Here is a 21,922-nt window from a genome sequence, read left to right as displayed (position 1 = left end):
TCCACTATCCTTTTCTCCGCAAACCGGATCTACATGCCGCATGAGCGCACACGACCTTAAGCTGGAAGAGATCGTCAATCCCGAGACGCTACACCGCAAGCTCAATGAACTGGCGGATTCCACGGACGAAAGCTACACCAGTCCTACCGTGCGAAAAGTGGTTCTTCAGGCTCTGAAGGACGCGCTGGTGCGCGGTCGCGCCAATGCGGAAGGCATGCTGATGAAGGATGGCGGCGGCACGCTCTGCGCCAAACGTCTGTCCTTTCTCATGGATACGCTGATCGAGGCGCTGTTCGAATTCGCCACCACCAAAGCCTATCCGATGGTCAACCCGTCGAAGGCCGAGAACATGGCTATCGTCGCTGTCGGCGGTTACGGGCGCGGCGGACTGGCGCCGGGGTCGGATATCGATCTTCTGTTTCTGCTGCCCTACAAGCAGACCCCCTGGGGCGAGCAGGTTGTCGAATATACGCTCTACATGCTGTGGGACATGGGGCTGAAAGTCGGTCATTCCACGCGCAACATCGATGAATGCATCCGGCTTTCGCGCGAAGACATGACGATACGCACGGCAATTCTCGATGCGCGGTTTCTAACCGGCAATCGCGAGCTCTTCAGAACGCTTGTTACCCGCTTCGACGAGGAAATCGTCAAGGATACCGGCCCGGAATTCATCCAGGCCAAGCTTGCCGAGCGCGACCAGCGCCACCGCAAGGCAGGCGAAACCCGCTATCTGGTTGAGCCTAACGTCAAGGAAGGAAAGGGCGGCCAGCGCGACCTGCATACGCTGTTCTGGATCACCAAATACTTTTACCGCGTCAAAACCAAGGAAGAGCTGGTCAAGCTCGGTGTTCTGTCACGAGCCGAGCTGAAGCTGTTCAACAAGGCGGAAGATTTTCTCTGGGCGGTGCGGTGCCACATGCACTTCGCGACGCTGAAGGCAGAAGAGCGCCTTTCCTTCGACATCCAGCCGGAAATCGCCCAACGCCTTGGCTATACGGCGCATCCCGGCCAGAATTATGTCGAACGCTTCATGAAGCACTACTTCCTCGTGGCAAAGGATGTGGGCGATCTCACCCGCATCATCTGTGCTGCACTGGAAGAACAGCAGGCCAAGCATGTTCCAGGCTTCAACCGCATCTTCCTTACGTTCTCGCGACGCAAGCGCAAGCTTTCCGCCGATGGCGATTTCGTTTCGGAAAATCACCGCATCAACATCGCACGTCCAGAGGTTTTCAAGGAAGACCCGGTCAATATCCTCCGTCTCTTCCATCTGGCCGACAAGCACGGGCTGGAATTTCACCCCGAAGCGATGCAGAGCCTCACCCGCTCGCTGAAACTCATCAATTCCGATCTGCGTGAAAATCCCGAAGCCAACAAGCTTTTCCTCGAAATCCTGACTTCGCCGCGCAACCCCGAACTCATTCTGCGCCGCATGAACGAATCCGGTGTGCTCGGAAAATTCATTCCGGACTTCGGCAAGATCGTCGCCATGATGCAGTTCAACATGTATCACCACTATACGGTAGACGAGCATCTGCTGCGCTGCATTGCCGTTCTGTCGGAAATCGAACATGGCGAGCTGGAAAACGAGCATCCGCTTTCCAACCATCTGATCACCACGATCAAGCGCGACCGCAACCTGCTTTATGTGGCGCTGCTCTTGCACGACATCGCCAAGGGCCGCCCGGAAGATCATTCCGTCGCTGGCGCGCGCATCGCCCGCAGGCTGGGACCACGGCTGGGTCTTACCCCTACCGAAACGGAAACCGTCGAATGGCTTGTGCGCGAGCATCTCACCATGAGCATGGTGGCACAGTCGCGTGATCTCAATGATCGCAAAACCATCATCGACTTCGCAGACACAGTGCAGACCATGGAGCGGTTGAAGCTTCTCCTGATCCTGACCGTCTGCGACATCAAGGCGGTCGGTCCCGGCGTATGGAATGGCTGGAAGGGCCAGCTTCTGCGCACGCTCTTCTACGAAACCGAACTGGTCCTGACCGGCGGCTTTTCGGAATTGTCGCGTGCCGACCGCGACCATCAGGCGCGAGAAGCGCTTGCCGAACGGCTTTCCGATTGGCCGAAGGACAAGCGCGATGCCTATCTGGCACTTCACTACACCAACTATTTTCTGACCGTCAGTCTCGAGGATCAGGTCCGGCATGCCCATTTCATTCGCGAAGCTGATCGCGAAGAGCGGGCGCTAGCCACCATGGCCAAGCCGCATACTTTCGAGGCAGTTACAGAAATTACGGTGCTGGCGCCCGACCATCCACGCCTGTTGTCGATCATCACCGGTGCCTGTGCAGCGGCTGGCGCCAACATCGTCGACGCGCAGATTTTCACCACTGGTGACGGGCGCGCACTTGATACCATCCTCATAAGCCGCGAGTTCGATACTGACGATGACGAACGTCGCCGTGCTGAACGTGTCGGCAAGGTCATCGAGGATGTATTGTCCGGCAAGGCCCATCTGCCCGACGTGCTCGCCAGGCGTACAAAACCGAAGAAAGCTGCCAAGGCTTTCAAGGTAGAGCCGCGTGTCGAGATCAACAACACGCTCTCCAACAAGTTTACCGTCATCGAGGTGGAAGGTCTGGACCGGCCCGGTTTGCTTTCAGAACTGACCGGCCTTATTTCCGACCTTTCGCTGGATATTGCATCGGCTCATATCACCACCTTCGGCGAGAAGGTGATCGACAGTTTTTACGTGACTGACCTTGTGGGTCACAAGATTTCAAACGCCACCCGCCAGGGCAATATCAGGCGCAAGCTGCTTGGTGTTCTGAGCGGAGATACTGGCAATAAGACAAACGGCCGCTCGTCGCAGGCCGCAGCATAGGTTTTTCAGTAAATGAGTTTGGTCAAAAAGTTCGCCACGGTCGCGTCCGGAACGCTGATGAGCCGCATTTTCGGCTTCACGCGCGAGATGTTCATGGCCGCAGCACTCGGCACCGGCCCGGTAGCTGACGCCTTCAATGCCGCTTTCCGTTTCCCGAACACCTTTCGCAGGCTCTTTGCCGAAGGCGCGTTCAATTCAGCTTTCGTACCGCTTTTTGCCAAGGAAATCGAAAAGAACGGCATGGACGGCGCGCGCCGTTTTTCCGAAGAAGTCTTCGGCGTTCTCTTCACCGTGCTTCTGTTCCTGACCATTGTGATGGAACTTTCCATGCCCTTCATCGTGCGTACGGTGATCGCACCGGGCTTCACTGACGATCCGGTGAAATTCGACAATACGGTGCGTCTGGCAACCATCATGTTCCCCTATCTCGCCTGCATGTCGCTGGCGGCGATGATGGGGGGGATGCTCAATTCGCTGCACCGCTATTTCGCGGCGGCTATTGCGCCGGTGTTCCTCAATATCATTCTGATCGGGGTGCTGGCTTTCGCATGGTGGCGTGGCTATGACGCGCTTTCGGTCGGCTACGGCCTTTCCTGGGGCGTCATGGCCGCCGGTCTTGTACAGCTTGCTATCGTTTGGGTTGCCGTGCGCAACGCAGGCATCAAGATCGGCTTCCGCCGTCCGCGCCTGACATCGAATGTCAAACGGCTTCTGGTGCTGGCGCTTCCTGCCGCCATCACCGGCGGTATCACGCAGATCAACCTTCTCATCAACACCAATATCGCATCGGGCATGGAAGGTGCGGTGTCATCGCTCGTCTATGCGGACCGCATCTATCAGCTTCCGCTCGGCGTCGTCGGCATCGCGGTCGCGACCGTGCTTCTGCCGGAACTGTCACGCGCGCTGCGTGGTGGTCATATGAAGGAAGCGTCGAACCTGCAAAACCGCTCGGTCGAGTTCACCCTGTTTCTGACGTTGCCAGCCGCTGCCGCTCTTCTGGTCATGTCGGAACCCATCGTCAGGCTTTTGTTCGAACGTGGCAAGTTTAGCCCGGATTCCACGCTCGTCGTTTCCAATATTCTGGCTATCTACGGCCTTGGCCTGCCCGCTTTCGTGCTGATCAAGGCGTTTATTCCCGGCTTTTTCGCCCGCGAGGATACACGCACGCCGATGATCTTCGCTGCCATTTCGGTGGCGGTGAACGTCTCGCTTGCCATCACGCTTTTCCCGCATTTCGGTCCGACCGGTATCGCCACGGCGGAAATCATTGCGGGCTGGGTCAATACCATCCTACTATTTGCGACACTGGTGAAGCGCGGCCATTGGGGACAGGATATTCCACTGCTCACACGTATTCCGCGCCTCCTCGTCGCTGCCGGGATCATGGCTGTCGGCATCCAATATGCCATCGGCTATTTTGCCCACGAGCTTTCCTCCGCAGCGCCGCTTGTCGTGCGGGCGGGAACCGTTACCGCTATCGTCGTTGCAGCAATGGTGGTCTATTTCGGCTTGGCCTTCGGTCTTGGCGGCGCCAATACAGGAATGATCCGCCGCAACATCAAGCGTGGTGCAGCAAAGAAAGTCCCTGAAAGGGAGCAATAATTCACGCTTGAAAGGCGGCTGCGTCTCTGCGAAAAGACCAGCATTCAAAATCCCCGCTCTCCACCGGCGGGGCTAACTTTTTCAGGAAACGATCATGAGCACGTTCAAACCGCTTGTCTTCTCCGGCGTCCAACCGACCGGAAATCTTCACCTTGGCAATTACCTTGGGGCGATCAAGCGGTGGGTCGAGGTTCAGGAGACGCAGGAATGCATCTATTGCGTCGTGGACATGCACGCGCTGACCATTGCGCCCGATCCGGCCGAACTTATGCAATCGACCCGTGAAGTCACCGCAGCTTTCCTTGCTGCTGGCATTGACCCGAAGAGAAGCATCGTCTTCAACCAGAGCCGTGTCATGCAGCACGCGGAGCTGGCATGGGTGTTCAACTGCATTGCGCGCATCGGCTGGATGAGCCGCATGACCCAGTTCAAGGACAAGGCAGGCAAGGACCGCGAAAATGCTTCGCTCGGCCTTTTTGCTTATCCGAGCCTGATGGCCGCCGACATCCTGCTTTACCGCGCAACCGCAGTGCCAGTGGGTGAGGACCAGAAGCAGCATCTGGAGTTGACCCGCGATATCGCTCAGAAATTCAATAATGACTATTCGGATCGCATCGCTTCGCTCGGCGTGGGTGTGGATATGCAGGTTGGTGACGAGCAGGTTTCCGGCTTCTTCCCGATGACGGAACCGATGATTTCCGGTCCAGCCATGCGCATCATGTCGCTGCGCGACGGCACCAAGAAAATGTCGAAGTCCGATCCGTCTGATCTGTCACGCATCAATCTGATCGACGACGAAGAGACCATCACCAAGAAAATCCGCAAGGCAAAGACCGACTCGGATGGTCTGCCTACCGAGCTCGATGGTCTCACCGGTCGTCCGGAAGCGGATAATCTGGTTGGTATTTATGCAGCACTTTCCTCCCAGTCGAAGGAAGATGTGCTCAACGAATTCGGCGGTCGCCAGTTCTCCGAATTCAAGGCATCGCTCGCCGATCTGGCCGTAGCCAAGCTTTCGCCGATCACTCATGAGATGCGCCGCCTGGTTGCCGATCCTGCCCATATCGACAGCGTTCTGCGCGATGGTGGCGAGCGTGCGGGCGTGATTGCAGAACAAACTATGCGTCATGTTCGCGACATCGTGGGCTGGCTGCAGAACTAGATTTCTCAATTATCCAACAGGCGGCGGCTTTTTGCTGCCGCTTGTTTCAGTTTGAAAAACATCATCCGATCCTCAAGTGCCCACTAAATGTCAGCTTGCAGACGGCCAATCCCGATGGCAAATTGCGGCCATGGTATCAAAACGACTTAGCCGGGAAGCCGGTCACCGCCGCAAGTTTCTTGCTGTCATCGATGAGACGCCCGAATGCGGGCGCGCCGTTGCCTATGCCGCGCGCCGTGCAAAAAATACGGGCGGCTCCCTCATCCTGCTTTTCGTGATTGATGACTCTGATTTCCAGCAAATTCTGGGTGTCGGCGAAATCATGCGTTCCGAAGCGCAGGATCGTGCTCGCGCAGCGCTGGAAAAATTCGCCGCAACTGTGCGTGCAGCCCAGGGCATCGAGCCGGAAATCAACATCCGTGAGGGCGAAACCGCCTCGGAATTGATTAGCCTCATCGAAGAAGATCAGGACATCGCCATTCTGGTTCTGGCTGCCGGTTCAGGCAAGGAAGGCCCCGGCCCTCTCGTGCAATCGCTTGCCAGTCGCTCCCAGTTTCCTATCCCAGTTACAGTCATTCCGGCAGGTATGAGCGACGATGACATTGATGCGGTGACCTAATCACCCTATATTGATGATAACTGATACGCGCAGCATCGGGACAGCACTTGCGTCCATGTGGATCTGCGCTTACGAGAATCGTTCCAAAATCTGAAAGCGGGACAACTGGCATGTTCATCCAGACTGAAACCACGCCCAACCCGGCGACCCTGAAGTTTCTTCCCGGCAAGGTCGTGATGCCGGAAGGTACCGCCGATTTCCGCGATCCGTCCACCGCTGGCAACACATCGCCGCTTGCAGCCAAGCTTTTTTCGGTTCCGGGCGTGACCGGTGTTTTCTTCGGCTACGATTTTATTACCGTCACCAAGGACGACGGCGAGTGGCAGCACCTGAAGCCCGCCATTCTCGGCACGATCATGGAACATTTCATGTCGGGTGCCCCAGCAATGGCTGGCAACAGCAATGCTGACGCTGCTGCCGCACATGGCGACGAAGAATTCTTCGATGAGGCCGATGCCGAAACCGTTGAAATCATCAAGGAACTGATTGAAACCCGCGTTCGTCCGGCAGTTGCACAGGATGGTGGCGACATCACCTTCCGCGGCTTCGAGAACGGCACCGTATTCCTGAACATGAAGGGCGCCTGCTCCGGCTGCCCCTCATCGACGGCAACTTTGAAGCACGGCATCCAGAACCTTCTGCGCCATTTCGTGCCGGAAGTACAGCAGGTCGAACAGATCTGATTTCACCCAGATTTATAAAGAAAAAGGCCGCTTGAAGCGGCCTTTTTCATATCTGTCATCATCGGACTTACTGCTTCACGACGACCTTTGCACCTTGTTCGGTGCGGTCGTAAAGATCCATGATGTCCTGATTCATGAGGCGGATGCAGCCAGAAGACATGGCCTTGCCGATGGACCACCATTCCGGCGTTCCGTGCAGACGATAGCCCGTGTCACCACCCTTGTTATAGAGATATAAGGCGCGCGCGCCGAGCGGATTGCGCAGGCCGGGGTCCATGCCGTTGCGATACTTTGCCAGTTCCGGCTGGCGCTTGATCATAGCGGAAGGCGGCGTCCAGGTCGGCCATTCCCGCTTCATGGCGACGCGCGCCGTACCGGACCATTCAAATCCTTCACGGCCGACACCGATGCCGTAACGCATGGCCTTGCCTTCCGGCATGATGAGATAGAGGAACTTTTCGCGCGTATCGACGATGATCGTACCAGGGGCTTCGTCGGTCGGATATTTGACGATCTGACGGCGATATTGCGCCTGGATCTTTTCGCTTGGGATGGCCGGGACGACATAGCCGGCGTCACTGACCGAAGAATAGGAAGCGGTGTAGAAAGTGCCGCCTGCGGTCGAGCAGCCTGCCAATGCGCCTGCCAGAAAAAGAGCCGTCGTCAATTTTAGGACGCGAGAATTCATGCATTCCCCCAGATTGGTTCATTCCGTCAATGGGACCACGATGGGCCGGAGATAGAAGCGAATCGCTCATTCTTGTCGAAGATGCGGTAGTATTGTTAACCAGGCGTTAACCGTAAATTGAAAATTCCTTAAATAAGACATTTTTTGGCCACGTTTTGCCAACTTGCCGCAGTTTTCGTACGGTTCGTCCCAGTTTTCCGATTGTTTTGATCTGAATCCACGCACAAACTACGCCATGCCAATCGTGATTCCCAACCAGACCCACCCACTTTCCGACGGTCGACAGTCGGAAAACGCCATGCTTGTACGGCGTGGTGTGCAGCGCCTTTTTCTGGAAATGGGGCTTGCCACATTACCTGAACTGCCACTGGCATCCGGCAGGCGAGCGGACCTGATCGCGGTCAGCCGCAAGGGTGAAATCTGGATCGTGGAGATCAAATCATCGATTGAGGACTGGAAGGCGGACCACAAATGGCCAGAATACCGCTCTTATTGCGACCGGCTGTTCTTCGCTACGCATCCGGCGGTGCCACGCGAGATATTTCCGCAGGAATGCGGCTTCATTCTCTCTGATGGATATGGAGCGGAGATTATGTGTGATGCGCCGGAACATAAATTAACGGGCGCAACGCGAAAGGCATTGATGTTACGCTTTGCGCGAGCGGGTGCCGCCCGCCTGACAATCGCCGAACTTGCCGGTCTCGATGTGCCCGAGACCGAGATAGATTGACTTAGCAGCCTGACTTAACGCGGAGCGCGCTTTGCCAGAATGCGCTGCAATGTACGGCGATGCATGTTGAGACGACGTGCGGTCTCGGAGACATTGCGTTCGCACATTTCATAGACGCGCTGGATGTGTTCCCAGCGAACCCGGTCGGCAGACATCGGGTTTTCCGGCGGTGCAACCTTTTCGCCGGGACGACGGGTCAATGCAGCGAAGACCTCATCTGCATCCGCAGGCTTCGACAGATAGTCGATAGCGCCAAGCTTAACAGCATTCACAGCCGTTGCGATATTGCCGTACCCGGTGAGGACGATTGCGCGCGTATCGGCACGGCGCGAACGAATAGCCTCGATGATATCGAGACCGTTGCCGTCACCGAGCCGCATATCCACGACCGCATAGGCCGGGGCAGCGGCCTTGGCGGCGGCGATGCCTTCCTCAACCGATTCCGCAGTCGTCACCTGAAAACCCCGGCTCTCCATGGCGCGGGCAAGGCGCTGCAAGAAGGGCTTGTCGTCATCAACCAGAAGGAGGGTCGGATCGTTGCCTATGGCTTCGGTGTCTTCCTGCTTCAAGTCGTCCATCGGGTGCTTCCTGCCTGTATTTTTCTTTCCTTATTGATACCCCTGCGTCAAAAAGTCAAATAGCCATTGAATTGTTGAAGCAATTTCAGCATTCGCTCGCACATCGAAACAATCCAAGCCATTGTATTTTCAGAATATTTCGAGCTGTGAACACAAGGATTTGATAGGAAAATCGTGCGGCTGCGCGTAAATCTGCTTCAGACGGACCAGTATTCCCGTGCCTCATCGGAAAGTCCCGCCAGAAAATCATCCAGCTCCACTTGATCGATATGTACACGCAGCGTCTTTGCAACGTCGTAAATAGCTGAATCCGTTGCGAAATTGTGATCTTTACGCAGAGACTGCACTTCGCGGGTCAAAGCCTGGCGGTTCTGAAATGGCCGTTTCGCTTCGACGATATCCCAGTTTGCTACAAAAATGGCGCGAAGAACTGGCGGCAATATCGCGGCAAAGCGAATCGCCTGATCGACGTCCAACCGGTGACGGAAGGTGAGCAGAACAGCCTCCACCATCGTATAGGCCTGATTGCGCGTGGCGAGTCCTGCCTCGTCCCGAGCCATATGGAGAAACTTGTCGAACTCCTCCGTCGCCCTTTGGATCTCAAGCGGGATCGTCATATGGCGTCCTTCTTCAGCTGGATATAAATGCGGAACGCGGCCAGACCACTTTTACCTCTGCGCCCTGCCCTGGATTGTTACGATTGCGAAAGGTGATATGCGCGCCCGAGCGTTCCAGCAGGGTTTTTGCAATGAACAGGCCGAGGCCAAGGCCACCGCCGTTCCGCGTATTGTCGCGGCTGGTCATATAAGGCTCGCCGATACGGTCGAGGATTTCCGGTTTAAATCCTTCACCGTCATCCTGAATGGTCACACTCACATTGCCGTCCGTCCAGCCCCAGGTAACGTTGACTGTACCTCGCGCAAAATCGACTGCATTTTCCACGAGATTGCCGAGGCCATACAGCAGGCCAGGATTGCGTCGGGTGACAGGTTCGGGCTTTGGGCCTTCCATCTTTTGTACGTCTATAGCGATGCCGAAGTTGCGGTGCGGCGCTATGACCTCCTCGATAAGCGAGGAGAGCGGCAGGCGCGACATGTGTTCCTCGCCTTCCGACGAAAGACTGGTCAGCCGCTGGAGAATTTCCCGGCAGCGCTGGGTCTGGGAATGAAGCAAGGCTATATCTTCGGCAAGGGCTGGATCGGTGGTGTGGGCGCGCTGCATTTCCTTCACCACCAGTGCAATCGTTGCCAGCGGCGTGCCCAGCTCGTGGGCCGCTGCTGCAGCCAGCCCATCCAGCGCCGACAGATGTTGTTCGCGCTGGAGAATAAGTTCGGCAGCGCTCAATGCATCGCCGAGCTGCCGCGCTTCTTCGGCGATGCGATAGGCGTAAACGCCGGTGAACCCGAGTGCCGAAATAATGGCGCACCAGATACCGATCACGAAGAGGAATGGCAGGTCCAGCGTTTCACCTGGATACCACGGCAGCGGCTCATGCCTGATAGTGAGCACCGAAGTACAGGCCACGACCAGCAGGGCGAGCACCAGCGTATGGCGGGCCGACAGTGACGTCGCCGAGATGATGACGGGCACGATCATCAAAATGATGAAAGGGTTCTGCAGGCCGCCGGTGAGATAGAGAAGCCCCGCCAATTGCAGAACGTCGAACGCCAGAACCAGGCTTGCCGCCGCCGGATTGAGCCGATGGTTGGTCGGGAAACGGAAGGCCAGATAAAGGTTCAGCCAGGCCGAACAGGCGATCAGCGCAAAGCAGATGCCAACGGCAAAAGGAAACTGTAAATAGAGCGCCACCAACATGACGGCGGCTGTCTGCCCGGCAATGGCCAGCCAGCGCACCCGTATCAATGTGGTCAGGCGCGGGCGGCGCGAAAGATTGGAAGCGCGATTCTCGAATTCTGCGTGCATAAGGTCCCTCGTCAGGGCCTCTTATGAGGCAAGCCCGGACCACAAAGCAAGCGAAACTGCGTTATCCGGTCGCAGGGCGCCGTGGTGGGACCTGTTGCGATTTTGATTATGACATGCCGAAAATGGTGGCTTCGAGAACCGGAGAGGAATTCACTTTTGGATAGATGAGCACCGGAAGCGCAGAAGAGCATCATTTGCAGGCCCTCAGAACCCAATATCTCAGGTTCCGCGCGGCTTGGCGCGACGAGTCGCCTCCGCATTTGCCGGATCTTCCGGCCAGACATGTTTGGGATAGCGCCCACGCATGTCGGACCGGACATCAGCCCATGATCCTTTCCAGAAACCCGGCAGATCGCGGGTGATCTGGATCGGGCGATGGGCTGGCGACAGGAGTTCCAGCAACAATGGTACCTTGCCATTGGCGATGGACGGATGCTGGCCCAGACCGAACAGTTCCTGCACGCGCACCGCGAGCACCGGCTCTTCGGCATCGTAGCGGATCGGAATATGCGAGCCGGTCGGCACGGTGAAATGCGTCGGCGCAAGTTGATCCACGCTGCGCTGGAGATCGAAGGGCACAAGGCTCATCAGGCCGTTTTTCAACACATGGCCGGGAATGCGGTCGAGCTGCGCTTCGCCGGTCAGGAAGGGCAGCAGCCAGTCTTCCAATGTCTCCAGCAAATGCTCGTCTTCCATGGATGGCCATGGATCGCCAAGCCCGCGATAAAGCCAGCCAAGACGGCGGCGCAGAATATCGGCTTCCTTACCCCAGGGCAGAATACCAAGCCCATGCTCGCGCACGGCGGCAATCACGCCCTCGTCGGCTGAACTTCCCGATGGTGCGGACAGCGGCTTTTCCGAAAGGGCGATAGCGCCGATGCGCACGGCTTCACGCGCCCTGAGCGCGTTCTTTTCAGGATCGTAGACAACCTGACGTCCGCTCTCGATCCGGTCGCCAAGGGCAGACCGGATTTCCGCCTCCGATACTTCGGCAGCCGAAAGAACCCGCGCGCGTCCTGCCTTGCCCGACATATCCGCCACGACCAGCCAGGGCGCGCGGCTGAGGCTTATCGCGCTATCCACCTCCCCGCCACGACCATTGGCCAACAGAAACTGCCCGGTCTGGCCACGCGCTCTGGCGATCCGGTCGGGATAGGCGTCGATCAACATGCGACCGATCCCTGATCCTGCGGGCGCACCCTGATTGGGCACATTGGCCGCAAGACGCCTTGCCAGCCCCTTTGCCCTTTGGGCGCGGTCCGAACGATCATTGCGAAAGCGCGAAAAACGCGTGTCGAGATCGGTTTCGTTGCCGCCAAGCCCACGCTCCGTCAAAAGCACAGCCAGCTCGGCAGCCTTTGAGGCTTCACCGCGCTTGCCCGCCTCAGCCACCATATGGGCAAGACGTGCGGGCAAGGCGAGCTGACGCATGGCTTCGCCGTCGGGGGTCAGACGCCCGGCCTCGTCCAGAGCGCCGAGCCGCCGCAACAAGGTGCGGGCTTCGTTCAGCGCCGGTTTCGGCGGCGCGTCGAGAAAGCTCAGCGTTGCCGGATCGGTCACGCCCCATGCGGCACTGTCGAGCACGAGGCCAGACAGATCGGCCTCCAGAATCTCGGGCGGCGAAAAAGCTGGCAGTGATGCCGTCTGCCCCTGATGCCAAAGACGAATGGCGATACCCGGCTCCGTTCGCCCGGCGCGACCCGCCCGCTGATCGGCGCTGGCGCGGGATGTGCGCACGGTTTCCAGCCGCGTCAGGCCGGTGGCCGGTTCATATTTCGGCAGACGGGCAAGCCCGCTGTCGATCACTACGCGCACGCCGTCAATCGTGATGGAGGTTTCGGCAATCGAGGTCGCCAGAACCACCTTGCGCTTGCCTTCCGGTGCAGGCTTGATCGCCGCGTCCTGAGCGCGACCTTCCATCGCGCCGTAAAGCGGCGCAAGCATCACATGGGCTGGCACACGATCTTCCAGAAGGCGCACCGTGCGCTCGATCTCGCCCTGCCCTGGCAGGAATGCCAGAATACTGCCCGTCTCGTCGGCCAGCGCATCGCGAATGCTGCGCGCCATGGCGTCTTCCACGCGCTCGTCGGCTTTCCGTTCCCGATAACGAATATCGACGGGGAAAGCCCGGCCCTCGCTTTCGATCACCGGCGCGTCGCCCAGAAGGGCTGCCACACGCGCACCGTCGAGCGTTGCGGACATGACCAGAATTTTCAGATCGTCGCGCAAGGCAGCCTGTACATCAAGCGCCAGCGCCAGCCCGAAATCCGCATCGAGGCTGCGCTTGTGAAACTCGTCGAACAGCACTGCCGCCACGCCCTTGAGGTCGGGATCGTCAAGGATCATCCGCGCAAAGACACCCTCGGTGACGACGAGGATTTTCGTCCTGCTCGACACCTTGCTTTCCAGACGCATCCGGTAACCAACCGTTTCGCCCGGCTCCTCGCCCAGAAGCTGCGCCATGCGGCGCGCGGCAGCGCGGGCGGCAAGACGCCTCGGCTCCAGAAGCACGATCATGCCATCGCCGCGCCCATCGCCGCGCCACTGCGCATCCAGCATATGGATCGGCACCAGCGTCGTCTTGCCCGCGCCCGGCGGCGCAACAAGCACCGCGCTTGCATGGGCGTTCATCGCCTCATCCAATTGCGGTAGAATGCGTGTAACGGGAAGATCGGGCAGGCTCGTCAAATGAATTTCCGTAAGATAATGCGTCAGTTCAGTGCTTATCACACAAGGAACAGAGATGATCCATATCCGAAAATCCATTCCGGCTGATGCCCCGGTCCTCACCGAAATCTGGCGAGCCAGCGTGCGCGCCACGCATGACTTTCTGAGCCCCGACGATTTCAAGGAACTCGAAAAGCTGGTCGGTGAGCAATATCTGCCGAATGTGGAAGTCGATGTCATTGAAAACGGCGGCAAACCTGTCGGCTTCATGGGAATGACCGACAACAATATCGACAGTTTGTTCATTTCGCCCGACCAGCGCGGCAAGGGCATTGGCAAATATATGATTGCGCACGCCAAACAACGCGGCGCGCTGACCGTCGATGTGAACGAGCAGAACACGCAAGGCGTGGGCTTTTATCGCCATCTGGGCTTTGTCGAGACAGGTCGCTCGGAGACCGATGATCAGGGACGCCCTTATCCGCTGCTGCATCTCAGGCTTGAGGCTTAAAATCCGGGCAGTGCCAATTGCAGAGAAAACCATTCTTGCAAAAGCCAATTCAGGGGCGATTGACATACTCCCCCATAGTATATAGTTTCCCGCAAGATCGAGAGGTTTCATGCCGCATTCACCGGAAGACAAAAAGCGTGCGCTGACGCGCCTTCGCCGCATCCGTGGACAGGCGGAAGCGCTCGAACGCGCCGTGGAAGCGGGCACGGAATGTGCAGCGTTGCTGCAGCAGATTGCAGCTTTGCGCGGCGCGGCCAATGGCTTGATGGCGGAAGTTCTGGAAAGTCACTTCCGCGAGACATTCGGGCAAGCGCGTGAGACCATCGTGCGGGATGTCGCAACAGACCCGGATGCCGAGATCGATCAAATCATGCAAATTTTGCGCACCTATCTGAAATAGAGCGCCAAGTGTTTGTTTTTACGTATTTCCCTATGCAAAAGCCGTTTCGCACTTTTGCTGGAAATGCTCTACTGTTCAACTGGAAGGGAACATCGTCATGAAATCACGTGCAGCCGTTGCCTGGGAGGCAAAGAAGCCTCTCACCATCGAAACCGTCGAAATTGGCGGACCACGGGCTGGCGAAGTGCTGGTCGAAATCATGGCAACCGGCGTCTGCCACACTGACGCCTATACGCTGTCGGGTCTTGATTCCGAAGGCAAGTTCCCGGCCATTCTCGGCCATGAAGGTGCAGGCATCGTGCGCGAAGTCGGCGCAGGCGTCACCTCCGTCAAGCCGGGCGATCATGTGATCCCGCTCTACACGCCGGAATGCCGCCAGTGCAAAACATGCCTGTCGCAGCGCTCGAACCTTTGCACCTCGATCCGCGCGACCCAGGGCCAGGGCCTGATGCCCGACAAGACCACGCGCTTCTCCTGCGATGGCGGCGAAGTGTTCCATTATATGGGCTGCTCGACCTTCTCGAACTTCACCGTTCTGCCGGAAATCGCGGTCGCCAAGGTGCGTGAAGACGCGCCATTCGACAAGATCTGCTATATCGGCTGCGGCGTCACCACTGGCATCGGCGCAGTGATCTACACGGCAAAGGTTCGTCCGGGTTCTAATGTCGTGGTGTTTGGCCTCGGCGGCATCGGCCTCAATGTCATTCAGGGCGCACGCATGGTCGGCGCTGACAAGATCATCGGCGTGGATATCAATCCGGCCAAGGTCGAGATGGCCAAGAAATTCGGCATGACCGATTTCATCAACCCGCGCGAGATCGGTAATGACAAGGTGGTGCAGGCCATTCAGGACCTGACCGACGGCGGCGCAGACTATTCCTTCGACGCCACCGGCAACACCGATGTCATGCGTCAGGCGCTGGAATGCTGCCATCGCGGCTGGGGTGAATCCATCATCATCGGCGTTGCCGAAGCAGGCAAGGAAATCGCCACGCGTCCGTTCCAGCTGGTCACGGGCCGCGTCTGGAAAGGCACCGCCTTCGGTGGCGCGCGCGGTCGCACCGACGTGCCGAAGATTGTCGACTGGTATATGGACGGCAAGATCAACATTGACGATCTGATCACCCACACCATGCCGCTGGATGAAATCAACACGGCTTTCGACCTGATGCATGAAGGCAAGTCGATCCGTTCGGTGATTGTTTACTGATGAGCGAAAAGACGCTGATATCCCGCTGGGACGAGCTGGACGATTTTACCCCGCGCGCACTTTATGCGCTGCTGAAATTGCGCGTGGATATTTTTGTGGTGGAGCAGGAATGCCCCTATCCGGAAATCGACGGCAAGGACATTGGCGCTTACCACCTGCGCATTCTTGATGGCGACGAACTCGCAGCAGCATTGCGGGTTCTGCCGCCGGAAAGCGAAGGCAAACCCGCCAAGATCGGACGTGTGGTCGTGGCCCCGGATTACCGGGGCTACCAGCTCGGCCGAAGGCTGATGCAGGAAGCAATTGCTTTTTCGGAAGAGCGCTTTCCCGGCATCGCCATCGAACTGGGTGGCCAGAGTCATTTGCAGAAATTCTATGGCTCGTTTGGTTTCGAAGCGATTTCGGACGAATATCTGGAAGACGGCATCCCGCATGTGGACATGCGGCTGCAACGGCAAAGAAAGAGCAACTAATGTTCCTGCTGCGCCGCCATATGTCCTTCTATCTTGCGGCTATCGGCGGCGCGGCAGCCTTTATCGTCTCCTGGCTTCTGAAAAGCCCGCTTGCGCCGGTCATTGGCGCAAACACATTCTTCGTGCTTTATCTGGCGCTCACTTTGACAGTCATGCCGAAGCTCACGGCGGCATTTCTCAAAAAGCACGCGGCCAGCACCGATGAGCCGGCATGGATCATCTTTCTGGTGACTTTCGCAACTGTCATCGTGGCGGTTGTGTCGCTGTTCATCGTGGTCAACAGGCACCCGCAGGCCGACAGTTTCACGCTGGTGACCACGCTTGCATCGGTGCCGCTCGGCTGGGCAACCATTCACATGCTGACGGCCATTCACTACGCCCATGCCTATTGGCAGCCCCGTGATCCGGCTGGCGACGACAGCAGCCATGCCAGCCGCTATCGCGGCGGCTTCGACTTTCCCGGCACGCCGGAACCATCGGGTTGGGACTTCGCCTATTACGCCTATGTCATCGGCATGACCGCGCAAACATCGGATACGAGCGTCACCACCACCACCATGCGGCGGCTGACGCTGATGCACAGCGTGGTATCCTATTTCTTCAACACCATTCTCGTCGCGGCAGCGGTCAATGCCGCCGTAGCGCTCGGCAGCTGATGTTGCCCAATCTGCGCCAAATCAGGAACTGGAATTCTTATGACAACGACCCTGGAAACGATTTCGACTGCGAAGTGCTTTGGCGGAACGCAAGGCGTCTATCGGCACAAAAGCGAAACCACCCAGTGCGACATGACCTTTGCCGTCTTCCTGCCGCCACAGGCTGCAAACGGACCGGTGCCAGTGCTCTGGTACCTGTCCGGACTGACCTGCACACATCAAAACGTGATGGACAAAGGCGAATATCGGCAATTGGCCGCAGAACTGGGAATTGCCGTTATTTGCCCCGATACGAGCCCACGCGGTGATGACGTACCGGATGAGCCGGATAACTGGCAGTTCGGCAAGGGTGCAGGCTTTTATGTCGATGCAACGCAGGAGCCTTTCGCCAAGAACTACCAGATGTACAGCTATATCACGCAGGAACTGACCGATCTGGTTGCGGCTGAATTTCCGCTCGATATGGCGCGGCAGGCCATTACCGGCCATTCCATGGGCGGCCATGGGGCGCTGACGATTGCGCTGAAAAATCCCGACCGGTTCAAATCGGCCTCGGCTTTCGCACCCATCGTGCAGCCGTCGACCGCCGGATGGTCGACGCCAGCACTGGAAAAATATCTCGGGGCCGAAGAGCGCGCATGGCGTCCCTATGATGCGTCACTGCTGATCGAGGATGGCTACAAGTTTCCGGCGTTTCTTGTCGATCAGGGCACCGCAGACGGTTTCCTGAATGACGGCCTGCGCCCGTGGCTGCTGGAAGAAGCCTGCAAGAAGGCTGGTATTCCACTCACGCTCAATATGCGCGAGGGCTATGATCATTCCTATTTCTTCATTTCGACATTCATGGATGACCATCTGCGCTGGCATGCGGCGCGCCTCTAACAACAACGAAAGCCCGGCTTGGCCGGGCTTTTTGCTATCGCTTAATCACCTTCATCGGCAAACCGCCTTGCGGCTGCGTGGTGAGCTTTTGCACCGGCCACGGCTTTGTTGTCTCCAGCACGTCGAAGCGATGACCGTCGAGCAGCGTCGCCAGCGCAATCACAGCCTCCTGCAAGGCAAAACTCGCGCCGATGCAGACACGTGGACCTGCGCCGAAGGGTAGATACTGAAAGCGGTCGAGCTTGTCGCGGTTTTCGGGCCAGAAACGTTCGGGCATGAAAGCGTCCGGCTGGTCCCAGTAGAGCCTATGGCGATGAATGACCCATGGCATGACCAGCACGGTCGCGCCCTTCGGGATTGTCAGATCGTCATACTTATCATCAGTCGCCGCCTCGCGATTGATCGATGGCGCAGGCGGATAAAGCCGCATCGCCTCTTCAAAAGCCGCGCGCGTGAAGGGCAGCGAGGCCAGCCATTCCTGCGGCGGCAGATCTCGTCCACCTTTTGCAAAAAAGCTATCGATTTCCAGTTCAATACGGTCGCGCTCTTGCGGCGCCTTCGCGAGCAGATAGAGCGTCCAGCCAAGCGCGCGGGCGGTCGTCTCGTGACCGGCACCAATGAAGGTGATGATGTTGTCTTCGATCTCGGAACGGCTAAGCCCCTCCGGGCCTTCGGCGCGCAGAAGCAGCGTCAGGAAGTCGCTCGGCACCGCCTCGCCCTTGTCCATACGCGCCTTGCGCATGGCAATCGTGTCCGAGACAAGCGCCCGGAAGAAACCCAGCGATTGCTGTCCGCGCAACCGCGTGAGGCGCGGCAACCAGTCGGGCAGTCCCAGAAGGTCGAACGGATCGACCCGTCCCATGGTCTCGAACAGCTTGTCGATTTGGTGTGCGAAATCATTTGGATCGCCCGCGATCTCTCCCGAGAACAGCGTCTCGGCCAGAATATCATAGGTCAGGAGCGTCATGTCATGGGCGACATCTGTGATCATGCCGCTGGTCTTATAGCGCTCCACGAACAGGCGTGAACGGTCGCGCATCGCTTCCGCAAAACCACCAATGTGGCGCGGCGTGAAGACCGGAGCCATGGCTTTACGCGAGCGCTTCCACACCTGCCCCTCAGCCGTCAGGAGACCGTCGCGCAGCAGCGGACGCAGCACGCGCTGGCGGATGGCGGACATCGGATAATTGGCGGCATTATCCACCAGCACATGGCGGATCAATCCGGGATCGTTGGCGATGATCGTCTTGAGGCCGAACCAACTGACAGAAATCCACCGTTCATTGTAGGATGGCTCGCCCCATAGCTCGAGCGGGTTTTTGTAGACGACACGCATCATCTCGAAGCGCCCGACCGGCTTTTCGCGCGGGCGCGGTGCAGGCGGCACGAATGGACCCGGTCTTTCGCTCATGGCGTTCACAATTTCCATCAAGCGTTCCTTTCGTCATAGAACAGGTCCGGAGCGCGCCCGTCAAACTGGATATAAGCGTCAATTGTGGCGGTTCCAGAAGCCATGCGGCGCCCATATCGCCCTGATACGGACAGACTGCCGGAATCCCCGGCAAATTTACCGCCAGAATTTGGAAAAAAAGCCTTTAGCACCTATATTAAAGCCATGTTTGTCGCGTGATTCGACATATCTTTGAAGCTGCATTCGCAGCGCGTTTTTCGAAAGATTTTCATGAGCGAGATGCCCGAGATGAATTCCGAAGCCCCCGCCGAATATGGCGCGGATTCCATTCGTGTCCTGAAAGGTCTGGATGCTGTTCGCAAGCGTCCCGGCATGTATATCGGTGACACGGATGACGGCTCCGGCCTGCATCATATGGTCTACGAGGTCGTGGACAATGCAATCGACGAAGCGCTGGCAGGACATGCCACGCTTGTCACCGTCGCCCTCAACCCGGACGGTTCCTGTACCGTGACCGATAACGGTCGCGGCATCCCGACCGACATCCATAAGGAAGAAGGCGTTTCGGCGGCCGAAGTCATCATGACCCAGCTCCACGCTGGCGGCAAGTTCGACCAGAATTCCTACAAGGTTTCCGGTGGCCTGCATGGCGTCGGCGTATCGGTGGTGAACGCGCTGTCGATCTGGCTGAAATTGAAGATTCGCCGCGCTGGCAAGATCCATGAGATGAGCTTTACCCACGGCGTGGCCGATGCCCCGCTCGTGGTAACCGGTGATGCCGGTGCGGAGACGGGTACGGAAGTGAGTTTCCTGCCCTCGCCTGATACCTTCAGCATGGTCGAATTCGATTTCGACACGCTGGAGCGCCGCCTGCGCGAACTCGCCTTCCTCAATTCCGGTGTGCGCATCAAGCTCACCGACCGCCGCCATGCGGATGTGGTTGAGCATGAACTGCACTATGATGGCGGGCTTGTGGAGTTCGTGAAATATATCGACCAGAGCAAGAAATCGCTTCTGGAAGAGCCGATCTATATCCGCAGTGAAAAAGACGGAATGACGGTTGAAGTCGCCATGTGGTGGAACGATTCCTACCACGAGAAGGTGCTGTGCTTCACCAACAACATCCCGCAGCGCGACGGCGGCACGCATCTGGCCGGTTTCCGCGGCGCGCTGACCCGTCAGGTGACGGGCTATGCCGATGCATCGGGCATGACCAAGAAGGAAAAGGTGACGCTTACCGGCGATGACTGCCGCGAAGGCCTGACCGCCGTTCTTTCGGTCAAGGTTCCCGATCCGAAGTTCTCGTCGCAGACCAAGGACAAGCTGGTTTCCTCGGAAGTTCGCCCTGTTGTGGAAAGCCTCGTCAACGAAGCGCTTTCGACGTGGCTTGAAGAACATCCGGCTGGCGGCAAGATCGTGGTCGAAAAGGTCATTCAGGCCGCCGCTGCCCGTGAAGCTGCCCGCAAGGCCCGCGATATCACCCGAAAGAGCAATCTCAGCGTGACGTCCCTACCCGGCAAGCTTGCCGACTGTCAGGAGCGCGATCCAGCCAAGTCTGAAATCTTCATCGTCGAGGGTGACTCGGCAGGTGGCTCCGCCAAGAGCGGTCGTTCGCGCCAGAACCAGGCCATCCTGCCGCTGCGCGGCAAGATCCTGAACGTAGAACGCGTCCGCTTCGATCGCATGATCTCGTCCGACCAGGTCGGCACGCTGATTACTGCGCTCGGCACATCGATCGGCAAGGATGAAACGCACGGCTTCAACCCGGACAAGCTGCGCTATCACAAGATCATCATCATGACCGATGCTGACGTCGATGGCGCGCATATCCGTACATTGCTGCTGACCTTCTTCTTCCGCCAAATGCCGGAACTGATCGAGCGCGGCCATATCTATATCGCGCAGCCGCCGCTCTATAAGGTGTCGCGCGGCAAATCCTCGCAATACATCAAGAACGAGGCCGCCTTCGAAGACTTCCTCATCGAAACGGGTCTTGAAGAAGCCACGCTGGAGATGGCAAGCGGCGAAGTTCGCGCAGGGCCGGACCTGCGTTCAGTGGTGGAAGATGCTCGCACCATACGTCAGCTTCTGGCCGGTCTTCACACGCGCTATGATCGTCGCGTGGTGGAACAGGCTGCCATCGCAGGGCTGCTGAACCCGGATGCCTCGAAAGACAATGCAACCGCACAGCGTTCTGCCGATATTGTTGCAAAGCGTCTCGACATGATCTCGGAAGAAACCGAGCGTGGCTGGGAAGCATATGTGACCGAAGATGGTGGCTATCGCTTCGAGCGCATGGTGCGCGGCGTGAAAGATGTTGCCATTCTCGACATGGCGCTGCTCGGTTCTGCCGATGCCCGCCAGATCGACCGCGTGGCTGCACGCCTGTCGGAAGTCTTTGCCGAGCCACCGGTGCTGCGCCGCAAGGACAAGGTGGAGACACTTTCCGGCCCGATGGGCCTGCTCGATGCGATCTTTGCGACAGGCCGCAAGGGCCTGACCCTGCAGCGATATAAAGGCCTGGGCGAAATGAACGCCGAGCAGCTTTGGGAAACCACGCTCGATCCGAATGTGCGTTCGCTGCTGCAGGTCAAGGTGACGGATGCGACCGACGCCGATTCACTCTTCACGCGCCTTATGGGCGACGAGGTGGAACCGCGCCGCGAATTCATCCAGGAAAATGCACTGAGCGTTGCCAATCTGGACGTTTGATAAAGAAAAACCCCGAAAGGCTGGATAGCCTCTCGGGGTTTTGATCGGGTAGGAGGGCATTTTAGGCCCTCCCCCCACACCACCGTACGTACGGTTCCGTATACGGCGGTTCATGAAGCGTAGTGTAGGCGTCGATGTTCCTTCAGGAACGAGATCAGCCCGAGCTTGGT

19 protein-coding genes are annotated in these 21,922 nt (G+C 58.0%); 13 read left to right on the top strand and 6 right to left on the bottom strand.

Annotation, left to right across the window (positions count from 1 at the left end; all coding sequences use genetic code 11):
* The first annotated feature begins 40 nt into the window (after positions 1-40).
* The 5 genes from F9K91_RS04200 to F9K91_RS04180 all read left to right on the top strand — a co-directional run bounded on the left by F9K91_RS04200 (position 41) and on the right by F9K91_RS04180 (position 6,911).
* Complete coding sequence (locus F9K91_RS04200) at positions 41-2,845, top strand: [protein-PII] uridylyltransferase (protein WP_151555527.1); 2,805 nt, start codon at positions 41-43, stop codon at positions 2,843-2,845.
* A gap of 12 nt (positions 2,846-2,857) precedes the next feature.
* A complete protein-coding gene (gene murJ, locus F9K91_RS04195; RefSeq protein WP_151677278.1) occupies positions 2,858-4,447 on the top strand; it encodes a murein biosynthesis integral membrane protein MurJ in 1,590 nt (529 codons plus the stop codon).
* 94 nt (positions 4,448-4,541) lie between these two features.
* Positions 4,542-5,609, top strand: a complete 1,068-nt coding sequence (trpS, locus tag F9K91_RS04190) for a tryptophan--tRNA ligase (RefSeq protein ID WP_151555529.1) — start codon at positions 4,542-4,544, stop codon at positions 5,607-5,609.
* 130 nt (positions 5,610-5,739) lie between these two features.
* Positions 5,740-6,228, top strand: coding sequence for a universal stress protein (locus tag F9K91_RS04185; protein ID WP_151555530.1), 489 nt, complete (start codon positions 5,740-5,742; stop codon positions 6,226-6,228).
* Between the two features lie 110 nt (positions 6,229-6,338).
* Complete coding sequence (locus tag F9K91_RS04180; RefSeq protein ID WP_006470913.1) at positions 6,339-6,911, top strand: NifU family protein; 573 nt, start codon at positions 6,339-6,341, stop codon at positions 6,909-6,911.
* Between the two features lie 67 nt (positions 6,912-6,978).
* Here F9K91_RS04180 and F9K91_RS04175 read toward each other — a convergent pair whose 3' ends face one another.
* Positions 6,979-7,599, bottom strand: a complete 621-nt coding sequence (locus tag F9K91_RS04175) for a L,D-transpeptidase (RefSeq protein WP_151555531.1) — start codon at positions 7,597-7,599, stop codon at positions 6,979-6,981.
* A 235-nt stretch (positions 7,600-7,834) separates the two neighbouring features.
* Here F9K91_RS04175 and F9K91_RS04170 point away from each other — a divergent pair, with 235 nt between their 5' ends.
* Positions 7,835-8,329 (top strand): MmcB family DNA repair protein, encoded by a 495-nt coding sequence (locus F9K91_RS04170; RefSeq protein WP_151677277.1) that lies wholly within the window; start codon positions 7,835-7,837, stop codon positions 8,327-8,329.
* A 14-nt stretch (positions 8,330-8,343) separates the two neighbouring features.
* Here the strand turns inward: F9K91_RS04170 and regA are convergent, their stop codons facing one another.
* From regA to hrpB, 4 genes are all read right to left on the bottom strand, one after another.
* Positions 8,344-8,907, bottom strand: coding sequence for a global response regulator transcription factor RegA (gene regA, locus F9K91_RS04165; protein WP_006465866.1), 564 nt, complete (start codon positions 8,905-8,907; stop codon positions 8,344-8,346).
* A gap of 197 nt (positions 8,908-9,104) precedes the next feature.
* Positions 9,105-9,524 carry a DUF2267 domain-containing protein gene (locus F9K91_RS04155; RefSeq protein ID WP_151555533.1) on the bottom strand — a complete coding sequence of 140 codons (420 nt, stop codon included), beginning with the start codon at positions 9,522-9,524 and terminating at the stop codon, positions 9,105-9,107.
* A gap of 13 nt (positions 9,525-9,537) precedes the next feature.
* Positions 9,538-10,830, bottom strand: coding sequence for an ActS/PrrB/RegB family redox-sensitive histidine kinase (locus F9K91_RS04150; RefSeq protein ID WP_151653801.1), 1,293 nt, complete (start codon positions 10,828-10,830; stop codon positions 9,538-9,540).
* Between the two features lie 219 nt (positions 10,831-11,049).
* Positions 11,050-13,518, bottom strand: coding sequence for an ATP-dependent helicase HrpB (gene hrpB / locus F9K91_RS04145; protein ID WP_151677276.1), 2,469 nt, complete (start codon positions 13,516-13,518; stop codon positions 11,050-11,052).
* A 55-nt stretch (positions 13,519-13,573) separates the two neighbouring features.
* Here hrpB and F9K91_RS04140 point away from each other — a divergent pair, with 55 nt between their 5' ends.
* The 6 genes from F9K91_RS04140 to fghA all read left to right on the top strand — a co-directional run bounded on the left by F9K91_RS04140 (position 13,574) and on the right by fghA (position 17,629).
* Complete coding sequence (locus F9K91_RS04140; RefSeq protein ID WP_151677275.1) at positions 13,574-14,008, top strand: acetyltransferase; 435 nt, start codon at positions 13,574-13,576, stop codon at positions 14,006-14,008.
* A 109-nt stretch (positions 14,009-14,117) separates the two neighbouring features.
* Positions 14,118-14,408, top strand: coding sequence for a metal/formaldehyde-sensitive transcriptional repressor (locus F9K91_RS04135; RefSeq protein ID WP_078339659.1), 291 nt, complete (start codon positions 14,118-14,120; stop codon positions 14,406-14,408).
* Between the two features lie 97 nt (positions 14,409-14,505).
* Positions 14,506-15,618: an S-(hydroxymethyl)glutathione dehydrogenase/class III alcohol dehydrogenase gene (locus tag F9K91_RS04130; protein WP_109368161.1), complete on the top strand. Its 1,113-nt coding sequence runs from the start codon at positions 14,506-14,508 to the stop codon at positions 15,616-15,618.
* A complete protein-coding gene (locus tag F9K91_RS04125) occupies positions 15,618-16,091 on the top strand; it encodes a GNAT family N-acetyltransferase (protein WP_151677274.1) in 474 nt (157 codons plus the stop codon). Before F9K91_RS04130 ends, F9K91_RS04125 begins: the two co-directional genes overlap by 1 nt.
* Entirely contained in the window at positions 16,091-16,747 is a 657-nt protein-coding gene (locus F9K91_RS04120; protein ID WP_078339662.1) for a DUF1345 domain-containing protein, read from the top strand. The genes F9K91_RS04125 and F9K91_RS04120 overlap by 1 nt, the downstream gene beginning before the upstream one ends.
* Before the next feature lie 51 nt (positions 16,748-16,798).
* Positions 16,799-17,629 carry an S-formylglutathione hydrolase gene (gene fghA, locus F9K91_RS04115; protein ID WP_151677399.1) on the top strand — a complete coding sequence of 277 codons (831 nt, stop codon included), beginning with the start codon at positions 16,799-16,801 and terminating at the stop codon, positions 17,627-17,629.
* 34 nt (positions 17,630-17,663) lie between these two features.
* On the opposite strand, the gene F9K91_RS04110 is transcribed toward fghA, so the two are convergent.
* Positions 17,664-19,040, bottom strand: coding sequence for a cytochrome P450 (locus F9K91_RS04110; RefSeq protein WP_151555540.1), 1,377 nt, complete (start codon positions 19,038-19,040; stop codon positions 17,664-17,666).
* Positions 19,041-19,310: 270 nt separating this feature from the next.
* Between F9K91_RS04110 and gyrB the strand changes: the two genes are divergently transcribed.
* On the top strand, positions 19,311-21,752 hold the full coding sequence (gyrB, locus tag F9K91_RS04105; protein ID WP_151555541.1) for a DNA topoisomerase (ATP-hydrolyzing) subunit B: 2,442 nt from the start codon (positions 19,311-19,313) through the stop codon (positions 21,750-21,752).
* Positions 21,753-21,922 lie beyond the last annotated feature (170 nt).

It is taken from the genome of Brucella tritici (assembly GCF_008932295.1).
GTDB classification, from domain to species: domain Bacteria; phylum Pseudomonadota; class Alphaproteobacteria; order Rhizobiales; family Rhizobiaceae; genus Brucella; species Brucella tritici.
This window is presented reverse-complemented; position numbering and strand designations above follow the sequence as displayed.

Coding starts and splice junctions, on each gene's coding strand:
- F9K91_RS04180 (WP_006470913.1), top strand. CDS start 6,339: ATGTTCATCCAGACTGAAACCACGCCCAACCCGGCGACCCTGAAGTTT.
- regA (WP_006465866.1), bottom strand. CDS start 8,907: ATGGACGACTTGAAGCAGGAAGACACCGAAGCCATAGGCAACGATCCG.
- F9K91_RS04200 (WP_151555527.1), top strand. CDS start 41: ATGAGCGCACACGACCTTAAGCTGGAAGAGATCGTCAATCCCGAGACG.
- F9K91_RS04135 (WP_078339659.1), top strand. CDS start 14,118: ATGCCGCATTCACCGGAAGACAAAAAGCGTGCGCTGACGCGCCTTCGC.
- F9K91_RS04185 (WP_151555530.1), top strand. CDS start 5,740: ATGGTATCAAAACGACTTAGCCGGGAAGCCGGTCACCGCCGCAAGTTT.
- gyrB (WP_151555541.1), top strand. CDS start 19,311: ATGAGCGAGATGCCCGAGATGAATTCCGAAGCCCCCGCCGAATATGGC.
- F9K91_RS04110 (WP_151555540.1), bottom strand. CDS start 19,040: ATGAGCGAAAGACCGGGTCCATTCGTGCCGCCTGCACCGCGCCCGCGC.
- F9K91_RS04140 (WP_151677275.1), top strand. CDS start 13,574: ATGATCCATATCCGAAAATCCATTCCGGCTGATGCCCCGGTCCTCACC.
- F9K91_RS04120 (WP_078339662.1), top strand. CDS start 16,091: ATGTTCCTGCTGCGCCGCCATATGTCCTTCTATCTTGCGGCTATCGGC.
- F9K91_RS04130 (WP_109368161.1), top strand. CDS start 14,506: ATGAAATCACGTGCAGCCGTTGCCTGGGAGGCAAAGAAGCCTCTCACC.
- F9K91_RS04125 (WP_151677274.1), top strand. CDS start 15,618: ATGAGCGAAAAGACGCTGATATCCCGCTGGGACGAGCTGGACGATTTT.
- F9K91_RS04155 (WP_151555533.1), bottom strand. CDS start 9,524: ATGACGATCCCGCTTGAGATCCAAAGGGCGACGGAGGAGTTCGACAAG.
- F9K91_RS04150 (WP_151653801.1), bottom strand. CDS start 10,830: ATGCACGCAGAATTCGAGAATCGCGCTTCCAATCTTTCGCGCCGCCCG.
- murJ (WP_151677278.1), top strand. CDS start 2,858: ATGAGTTTGGTCAAAAAGTTCGCCACGGTCGCGTCCGGAACGCTGATG.
- trpS (WP_151555529.1), top strand. CDS start 4,542: ATGAGCACGTTCAAACCGCTTGTCTTCTCCGGCGTCCAACCGACCGGA.
- F9K91_RS04170 (WP_151677277.1), top strand. CDS start 7,835: ATGCCAATCGTGATTCCCAACCAGACCCACCCACTTTCCGACGGTCGA.
- F9K91_RS04175 (WP_151555531.1), bottom strand. CDS start 7,599: ATGAATTCTCGCGTCCTAAAATTGACGACGGCTCTTTTTCTGGCAGGC.